At 66.7% G+C, this 8,754-nt stretch carries 7 protein-coding genes and 1 pseudogene; 5 read left to right on the top strand and 3 right to left on the bottom strand.

Translation table 11 applies throughout. The features are described from left to right. The 3 genes from I5M_RS04195 to I5M_RS04185 form a co-directional block, all read left to right on the top strand. The coding region (locus tag I5M_RS04195; protein WP_022720257.1) for an FAD-binding protein at nt 1-1,062 on the top strand (1,062 nt) is incomplete at its 5' end. A 14-nt stretch (nt 1,063-1,076) separates the two neighbouring features. Next, nucleotides 1,077-1,952 (top strand): carboxylating nicotinate-nucleotide diphosphorylase, encoded by an 876-nt coding sequence (gene nadC, locus I5M_RS04190; RefSeq protein ID WP_022720256.1) that lies wholly within the window; start codon nt 1,077-1,079, stop codon nt 1,950-1,952. Between the two features lie 175 nt (nt 1,953-2,127). Continuing rightward, nucleotides 2,128-2,796 carry a hypothetical protein gene (locus I5M_RS04185; protein ID WP_022720255.1) on the top strand — a complete coding sequence of 223 codons (669 nt, stop codon included), beginning with the start codon at nt 2,128-2,130 and terminating at the stop codon, nt 2,794-2,796. A 28-nt stretch (nt 2,797-2,824) separates the two neighbouring features. On the opposite strand, the gene I5M_RS04180 is transcribed toward I5M_RS04185, so the two are convergent. Together I5M_RS04180 and ppdK are read right to left on the bottom strand one after the other, a co-directional pair. After that, on the bottom strand, nt 2,825-4,213 hold the full coding sequence (locus I5M_RS04180; RefSeq protein ID WP_031335324.1) for a cell wall hydrolase: 1,389 nt from the start codon (nt 4,211-4,213) through the stop codon (nt 2,825-2,827). Nucleotides 4,214-4,728: 515 nt separating this feature from the next. Continuing rightward, complete coding sequence (ppdK, locus tag I5M_RS04175; RefSeq protein WP_244431930.1) at nt 4,729-7,671, bottom strand: pyruvate, phosphate dikinase; 2,943 nt, start codon at nt 7,669-7,671, stop codon at nt 4,729-4,731. On the opposite strand from ppdK, the gene I5M_RS33510 reads away from it, so the two are divergent. After that, entirely contained in the window at nt 7,649-7,876 is a 228-nt protein-coding gene (locus I5M_RS33510; RefSeq protein ID WP_244431929.1) for a hypothetical protein, read from the top strand. The genes ppdK and I5M_RS33510 overlap by 23 nt on opposite strands. Nucleotides 7,877-7,925: 49 nt before the next feature. Here I5M_RS33510 and I5M_RS31190 read toward each other — a convergent pair whose 3' ends face one another. Then, the gene (locus tag I5M_RS31190) at nt 7,926-8,081 is read right to left on the bottom strand and encodes a DUF3096 domain-containing protein (RefSeq protein ID WP_022720252.1); all 156 of its coding nucleotides are present in this window, start codon (nt 8,079-8,081) and stop codon (nt 7,926-7,928) included. 481 nt (nt 8,082-8,562) lie between these two features. Between I5M_RS31190 and I5M_RS29160 the strand changes: the two are divergent. Beyond that, nucleotides 8,563-8,754 (top strand): annotated as a pseudogene (locus I5M_RS29160) (hypothetical protein); the annotation flags it as partial.

The raw sequence follows: 8,754 nt of genomic DNA, 5'->3' as shown, positions 1-8,754 counted from the left end.
GGGCTGCAACTGCGCAAGGGCGACAGCGGCGCAGTCGTGAACATCCCGGCCCGCGCCGTGGTGCTGGCAACCGGCGGCATCGGGCATCTCTATGCGGTGACGACCAATCCGGCCGAGGCATCCGTTCAGGGCCTGGCGATCGCCGCCCGCGCCGGCGCGGTGATCGCCGATCCGGAATTCGTGCAGTTTCACCCCACCGCCATCATGGTCGGCCGCGATCCGGCGCCGCTCGCCACCGAGGCGCTGCGCGGCGAAGGCGCTCATCTGATCAACGGCCAGGGCGAACGCTTCATGGTGGCGCGCCATCCGCTGGCCGAACTGGCGCCGCGCGACATCGTCGCCCGCGGCGTGTTCGCCGAGGTGGCGTCCGGCCGAGGCGCTTACTTGGACGCGACCAAGGCGCTGGGCGCAAGCTTCGCCGAGCATTTCCCGACCGTGTACGAGAGCTGCATTTCGGCCGGCATCGATCCGGCGACGCAGCCGATCCCGATCGCGCCGGCGGCGCACTACCACATGGGCGGCATCGCAGTGGACATGCAGGGCCGCAGTTCGCTGCCGGGCCTGTGGGCCGCCGGCGAAGTCTCCTGCACCGGCGCGCATGGCGCTAACCGCCTGGCATCGAATTCGCTACTCGAAGCCGTGGTGTACGCGGCGCGGATCGCCGACGACATCGCCGGCAGCGAACTACGCGCCGCCCGGGCGACGGTTGAAGCGCCGAATGCGGTGCATGCCGCATTCGATGCGGCACAGGAACAGCGGCTGCGGCAGACGATGGCCGCCAAGGTCGGCGTCATCCGCGAGCGCGCCGGCCTGAGCGAAGCCGTGCGTGCGTTTGCGGCGCTGGAAGGCGCTCCGCACCCCGCGCTCGCCAACATGGCGACGGCGGCGCTCTTGGTCGCCAGCGCCGCGCTTGCAAGAACCGAGAGCCGCGGCGCGCATTACCGCTCCGACTATCCGGCCGAAAATCCGGCGCTGGCCACACGTACCACCACGACGCTGGCGCAGGCGCGAGCGATGGCGGCGGAACTCCGTGACGCCACGCCGCACGTCGTGCCGGCCTGAATAGGACATTTTCAATGACTTCGACCGCGCTTGCGCATCCCGACGCATTTCTGTCGCCGCTGATCATCGAGGACGCGGTGCGCCGTGCGCTCGACGAGGACTTCGGCCGCGCCGGCGACATCACCTCGGTGGCGACGATTCCCGAAACCACGCAGGCGCATGCCGTGATGGTGGCGCGCCAGGCCGGCGTGATCGCGGGCCTGCCGCTGGCGCTCGAGACGTTCCGGCAGTTGTCGCCCGACATCCATGTCGTGCCGCACGTCCGCGACGGCGATGCGGTTGCGGCCGGCATCAATGTGCTGACGATTTCGGGCCCGGCTCGCGCCGTGCTCGGCGGCGAACGCACCGCGCTGAATTTCGTCGGCCGGCTGTCCGGCATCGCGACGCTGACGGCCGACTATGTCCGCCACACGGCTGGCAGCAAGCTGCGCATCTGCTGCACCCGCAAGACTACGCCGGGGCTGCGCGCGCTGGAGAAATACGCGGTGCGCTGCGGCGGCGGCTTCAACCACCGTTTCGGCCTCGACGATGCGGTGCTGATCAAGGACAATCACATCGCGGTCGCCGGCGGCATCCGCCCGGTGCTGGAGGCGGCGCGCGCCAAGATCGGCCATCTGGTCAAGGTCGAGATCGAAGTCGATACGCTGGATCAGCTGCGCGAAGTGCTCGTCACCGGCATGGCCGACGTCGTGCTGCTCGACAACATGGACCTCGCCACGTTGAAGCAGGCGGTGGAAATCAGCGCCGGGCGCGTCGTGCTGGAAGCCTCCGGAGGAGTCACGGTGGAGTCGATCCGGCACATCGCGCAGACCGGCGTCGACTACGCGTCGTCCGGCGCGCTGACTCATTCCGCGCCGAATTTCGACGTCGCACTGGATATCGACGCGTAGTCGCTGCCGCGGCGTCCTGCCGCATCCGGAAAATTCTGCCCGACTGACACGAAGTTGCCGGCTCGCGGCTCTCCTGCGCGGCTGAATCGCTTGTGCTTTCAAGCCTTCGCAACGGCCCGGAATTTGCGTAGTCCGCCTCGCCCTCACAGTTCGAACGGCAGAGACGAGGCGTTGCATGATCATCACTTCAGCCGGCATCGCGACCGTGTACTCACGCAGCGTCGCGGCATCCGATTCATCTCGGGCGCAGGCGGCGACCGACGCGCAGGCTTCTTCGGAGGATACGACCGCCGCACAGACAAGCGGGTATCGGCTTGATCCCTCGCAGGTCAGGTCACTGCCGGCGGGGACGCCGATCTCGGCATTGACCGATCCCGAGCTGCGCGACATGCTGGCAACAGCCTGGCTGACGATGCAACGCGGCGCCGAGCTTCCGGCCGACGCCGCCGACAACGCTCCGCAGAACACCTACGCCCAGGTCAAGGTCGGCAACAAGGTGGTGGCGACGTTGTACAATGGCGGAATCTCGGAGATGTCCAACGCGACCGCCGCGGCCGTGAGTGAGCTGGTCGACCCGCCCGGTCTGAGCGGCCCCAATCTGGCGCAGTGGCGCGCCGACAATTATGCGAGGCTGCTCGGCGGCACGGTCGAGAAAGCCCCGACCGCCATCACGCAATCGCAATGGACGCCGCGTCCGAGCACGTCCAGTAGCTACAGCCGTGACCAACTCGACGCCGCCTTTGCGGCGATGGTCGCCGAAGGCCAACGCACGGCGGCGCAGAACATGGCGTCTTATCAGCAACCCGCCTCGCCGCAATCACGTCAGGCCGACCTGACAGCCTGACGTCGGAATCCGTTTCGTCGCCGGCGAACTACTTCGATTCCAGCTCGGCCGAACTCTTGGCCGCCTCGGCGAGTTGCTCCGAAATCGCGGCGGTCTGGGCGGCGTCGCCCCAGCTCGGGGCGTCGCTGCCGTCGCCCCAGGCGCGCGGACGATAGAAGGTGTGTACGCCGTATTTGTACATCTTCTTCATCTCGTGAACCCAGGACGGGCGCACCCAATAAGCGTGGTAGTGAGTCGACTTGGCGACTTCCGGCAGCCACAGCCGGCCGTCGAGCATCGCCTTGGCGATCTTCCTGGCGCGGTCCCACATGTCGGGTTCGCGCACCACGTCGGCGACGTCGTCGCAGGCGAAGGTGAACTGGCAGGCGTAGTGCCGGTTCTTGTTCTGATAGACGACGCCGCACACCGTGGTCGGATAGAAGCCGGAGAACACGCGGTTGAGCACCACCTGCGCCACCGCGATCTGGCCGCGCACCTTCTCGCCGCGCGACTCAAAATACACCGCCTCGGTGAGGCACTTCTCTTGTTTGGCGCGCGCCTTGGGATCGGTGAGGCCGAGCCGTTCGGCCGGGGTCTTGATGTGATGCGCGGCGTTGACCTCGCCCTTGCCGGCGGTGCTTTCGCCGGCCGAATCGGCTGGCAGCGACGACAGCGGCGACTTCATCTCCGGATCGAGGCCGGGCGACACGATCACCGGCTCGGCGCCGGGCTGCCAGGCTTCGAGCGACTCTTCGGGCCAGCCCATCGACGACGAGCCGAAGAACAGGCTGGCGGTCTTGAAGGCGAACGGATCGCGCGGCGCGGCCTCGGCCGGGGGCACCGCGGGCGAAGCCGCGATGGCGGGATGCGTCTCTCCGAGCGGCGCCGTGACGTCGTATTGCTGCAGCGGCTCGGAATTCAGCGCCTCGGACAGTTCGGGATCGAGTGGCGAGTCGGCGGAGGCCTGCTCGGGCGCCCGGTCGGAAACTTTGTCGGCGACCTTGGCGCCGGGTGCGAGCGGCGGCTCGACCGCGCGCTCCTCGGGCTCGGACTGGTCGGGAGTCGCGATAGCAAGGCGATCGCCTTTCAGTGTGCGATCGACTTTCGGAAAATCGGACGCCTGATAACGCGCGGGCGGCCGCAGCAGCGGATTGCGCGAGATCAGGCCGGGCTGGCCTTCGCTGCCGAGCCGATAGGTCTCGCCATGCGGCGTCCAGGTGCCGATCGGGCGACCGAACGAAAAGCTCGCGAGCTGCATCGAGCCCAGCGCCGAATGGAAGCTGCGCTGCTGCCAGCGCTCGGCGACGCCGGGCTGGCGCACCAGCAGCGAGGCAATGTCCTGGTAGCCGATCTCGGTCGGAAAAGTTCCGAACACGAACAGGCCGAGACCGAAGGCCGCAATCATCGCGGCCTTCGGCCGGTTACGCATCACTGACATCGGTACGCCTACGCAACGCTTACTGATCCGCTTCGTCCGATACGGACAATTCGAACGTTGGTGGTGATATCGAATTAAAGTTGAGCGTGCGTTAATCGCCGATGCACGCGCGCAACAGGCAATTGCGAGTTGTTAGTAGAACGCAGGGATCGAGCCGTGTGGTGAATCGCTGCTTCACAGCATTGGTTAAGGATGCGTTGCGGCGCACGGTTTATGCTTCGTTGCACTTCGCTCCGTCATTGCGAGGAGCGAAGCGACGAAGCAATCCAGCTCAGTACACGGAACTGGATTGCTTCGCTTCGCTCGCAATGACGAAGGAGACGTCTCGAAACAGGCCGCTCGAAAGCAAATGGCCGGAGCAAAGCCCCGGCCGAGATCTCTACAATTACCGAGGTCATCGCCCGGCTTGACCGGGCGACCCAGTATTCCAGGGCGCCAGTTATTTATAATGAGCGTACTGGGATACTGGGTCACCCGCATTCGCGGGTGATGACGGCTGGTGTTGCGGCGGTGACTTACGCCTGGCTGGCGATCGCCTTGCCGAGCGCGGCCTGCGCTGCGGCCAGCCGCGCGATCGGCACGCGGTAGGGCGAGCACGACACGTAGTTGAGGCCGACCTCGTGGCAGAACGCGACCGACGCCGGATCGCCGCCGTGTTCGCCGCAGATGCCGAGCTTGAGGTCGGGGCGGGTCTTGCGGCCGCGCTCGACGCCGATCTTGACCAGCTCGCCGACGCCGTCGCGGTCCACCGAGACGAACGGATCGATCGGCAGGATGCCCTTCTCGATGTAGGTGCCGAGGAAGCTGGCGGCGTCGTCGCGGCTGATGCCGAAGGTGGTCTGGGTCAGGTCGTTGGTGCCGAACGAGAAGAACTCGGCGCTTTCGGCGATGTCGCCGGCCATCAGGCAGGCGCGCGGCAGCTCGATCATGGTGCCGACCTGATACTTCAGGGTGGAACCGGTCTCGCGGTTGACCGCATGCGCGGTGGCGTCGATGCGGGCCTTGACCAGATCGAACTCGGCGCGAGTCGCGATCAGCGGGACCATCACTTCGAGCCCGACCTGCTCGCCGGTGCGCTTTTCGGCCTCGACGGCGGCCTCGAAGATGGCGCGGGCCTGCATCTCGGCGATCTCCGGATAGGCGATCGCCAGACGGCAGCCACGGAAGCCGAGCATCGGGTTGAACTCGGCGAGTTCGCGGGCGCGGTCGGCGAGGCGGCGCGGATCGGCGTTCATCGCCCGCGCCACTTCTTCGATCTCGCCGTGGGTGTGCGGCAGGAACTCGTGCAGCGGCGGGTCGAGCAGACGGATCGTGACCGGCAGGCCCTCCATGATCTCGAACAGCTCGACGAAGTCGGCGCGCTGCATCGGCAGCAGCTTGGCCAGCGCCTGACGGCGCGACTGCTCGTCTTCGGCCAAGATCATCTCGCGCACGGTGCGGATACGGGTCTCTTCGAAGAACATGTGCTCGGTGCGGCACAGGCCGATGCCTTCGGCGCCGAACTTGATGGCGGTGCGGGCGTCGGCCGGGGTATCGGCGTTGACGCGGACCTTGAGCTTGCGGACCTGGTCGGCCCAGCTCATCAGCGTGTTGAAGTCGCCCGACAGCTCCGGCTCGATCATCGGCATGCGGCCGGCCAGCACCTGGCCGATGCCGCCGTCGATGGTGATGACGTCGCCGGTCTTGAAGGTGCGGTTGCCGATGCTCATCGTGCCGCGGCCGTAATCAACGCGGATCGCGCCGCAACCCGAGACGCAGGGCTTGCCCATGCCGCGCGCCACCACGGCGGCGTGCGAGGTCATGCCGCCGCGGGTGGTGAGGATGCCCTCGGAGGCGTGCATGCCGTGGATGTCTTCGGGGCTGGTCTCGATCCGGACCAGGATGACCTTGCGGCCGTCGGCGTGCAGCTTGGCGGCTTCGTCCGACGAGAACACGATCTCGCCCGAGGCGGCGCCGGGCGAGGCCGGCAGGCCGGTGGCGATGACGTCGCGCTTGGCGGTCGGGTCGATGGTCGGGTGCAGCAGCTGATCCAGCGAGCCCGGATCGATCCGCGTCACCGCGTCCTTCTGATTGATCAGGCCTTCATGCGCCAGGTCGACGGCGATGCGCAGCGCCGCCTTGGCGGTGCGCTTGCCGCTGCGGGTCTGCAGCATCCACAGCTTGCCCTGCTCGACCGTGAATTCCATGTCCTGCATGTCACGGTAGTGCTTCTCGAGCAGCGTGTAGATCCGCGTCAGCTCCTGGAAGGCGTCGGGCATCGCCACTTCCATCGACGGCTTGTCGGAGCCGGATTCGAGGCGGGCGTGCTCGGTGATGTCCTGCGGGGTGCGGATGCCGGCGACGACGTCCTCGCCCTGCGCGTTGATGAGGAATTCGCCGTACAGCCGGCTCTCGCCGGTCGACGGGTTGCGGGTGAAGGCGACGCCGGTCGCCGAGGTCTCACCCATGTTGCCGAACACCATGGCCTGGACGTTGACGGCGGTGCCCCACGATTCCGGAATGTCGTGCAGGCGGCGATAGGTCACCGCGCGGGCATTCATCCACGACGAGAACACCGCGCCGATCGCGCCCCACAGCTGGGCGTGCGGATCCTGCGGGAAGTCCTCGCCGGTCTCGCGCGCCACCGCCTCCTTGTAGGCGCCGACCAGCTGCACCCAATCGTCGGCGGTCAGGTCGGTGTCGAGCGTGTAGCCGTTGTTGTCCTTGTAGCCGTCGAGGATTTCCTCGAAGTGATGATGCTCAAAGCCGAGCACCACGTCCGAATACATGGTGATGAAGCGGCGATAGCTGTCATAGGCGAAGCGGCGGTCTCCCGACTTCGCCGCCAGTGCTTCGACGGTCTGGTCGTTGAGGCCGAGATTGAGCACGGTGTCCATCATGCCCGGCATTGAGGCGCGGGCGCCGGAGCGCACCGACACCAGCAGCGGGTTGGTGGCATCGCCGAAAGTCTTGCCGGTCAGCTTGCCGACCTGCTCGAGCGCGCGCTCGACCAGCGAGCGCAGTTCCTTCGGGTAGGTCTTGCCGTTGGCGTAGAAGTAGGTGCAGACCGAGGTCGGGATCGTGAAGCCCGGAGGCACCGGCAGGCCGAGATTGGCCATCTCGGCGAGGTTCGCGCCCTTGCCGCCGAGCAGGTTCTTCATGTCGGCCTTGCCTTCGGCTTTACCGCCACCGAAGCTGTAGACCCACTTGCCCGGCTTGCCCAGATCCGCAGGCTTGGCGGCCGCTTTCGGCGCCGGCTTCGCCGCAGCCTTGGAAGGCTTGGTCACAGCGCTGAGCACCGACTTGGCAACCGAACGCGCCACCGACTTGGCGACGGTTTTGGCGATCGCACCGGCGATCGACTTGGCTACGCCGGGCTTGCCGCTGGTCTTGGCGACCGGCTTCGCAACGGGCTTGGCGACAGCTTTGGACTTGCTTGCCGTCTTCGCAGCCGGCTTGGCGGCGGGCTTCACCGCCACCTTGCTAACTGCTTTCTTGGCTGCCGGCGGCGCCGCGCTCTTGGCCGGCGCCTTGCGCGCGCTCGAGGACGACTTCGTTGGCGAAGACTTCGCGAGCGACGATTTGGATTTCGCGACGGTCTTCTTGGTCTTCGAAGCGGCTTTGGCCATGGCGTTCAACAGTCCGCAGAGTGAGGAAAAGTGGGGCCGCTATACACCACGTTGAAGCCAACGCAAAGCAAGCCGCGGCCGTCACGGCCGGCGTTGCCCGCCGACTAAAGATGCAGGAAGCGCAGCGCGCCCAGGCCGATCAATCCCACCGCAATGAGGTAGATCGCCACGATGAAATTCAGCAGTCGCGGCATCACCAAGATCAGAATGCCGGCGATGAGCGCGACGATGGCGGGAATGTGGGCACTGGTGATTGTCATAGCAGTCGTCTCCTAGAGAAGGGGAAGGCGCGTCCGAATCGCAAAGAAAAGATCACTGGCCTCATAACGGCCCGGCGGGGGCAGGCATAGCGGCGCCAGATGACGCCGGAGCGGCCGAGGCGGTTCCATCCCCATGGAAATTAAGGGAACACCTGTATTGGCCAGGAAGGGCACTCCGAGGGTCGCCCGTCCGGGGCGCAGTTGTAGGAAACTGAATCTTCCCCAGCCGCACCGCGCCCCCTCTCCCGCTGGGGTGAGGGCGCCCCAGGCAGTGAACTCGCGACTTGCGGAGCGGAGTGCCCTCACCCGTCCCGGCTTCGCTGCGCTCCGCCGGGCCGACTCTCGCAGGCGGGAGAGGTTGCGCCCAGCCCGTTGCCGGCGCCTTCTCCCGTAAGCGCTGGGCTGATAAGGTTCCGCACCGCGAATGTCCGGCTGCATGTGGTGCGCACGCCGCGCGTGAGCGCCGGCTGGACTTCATTCAATGATCGCCACCCCCTCCGTCCACAGCCTCATCCTGCTGCTGTTGCTGAGCTTCTTTCTCGGCTTCGCGTTCGAGGATTTCTTCGCCCAGGCCAAAAGCGCGCGGCCGGGCGGCATCCGCACCTTTCCGCTGCTCTCGCTGGGCGGCGGCATGCTGTATCTGTTCGACCCCACGCGGCTGATCGCCTTCTCG

It is taken from the genome of Rhodopseudomonas sp. B29, assembly GCF_000333455.1.
Taxonomy (GTDB): domain Bacteria; phylum Pseudomonadota; class Alphaproteobacteria; order Rhizobiales; family Xanthobacteraceae; genus Rhodopseudomonas.
This window is presented reverse-complemented; position numbering and strand designations above follow the sequence as displayed.

What these genes read in the sequence shown, in the direction of transcription:
- I5M_RS04185 (WP_022720255.1), top strand. Translation starts at nt 2,128, where the DNA reads ATGATCATCACTTCAGCCGGCATCGCGACCGTGTACTCACGCAGCGTC.
- I5M_RS31190 (WP_022720252.1), bottom strand. Translation starts at nt 8,081, where the DNA reads ATGACAATCACCAGTGCCCACATTCCCGCCATCGTCGCGCTCATCGCC.
- I5M_RS04180 (WP_031335324.1), bottom strand. Translation starts at nt 4,213, where the DNA reads ATGTCAGTGATGCGTAACCGGCCGAAGGCCGCGATGATTGCGGCCTTC.
- nadC (WP_022720256.1), top strand. Translation starts at nt 1,077, where the DNA reads ATGACTTCGACCGCGCTTGCGCATCCCGACGCATTTCTGTCGCCGCTG.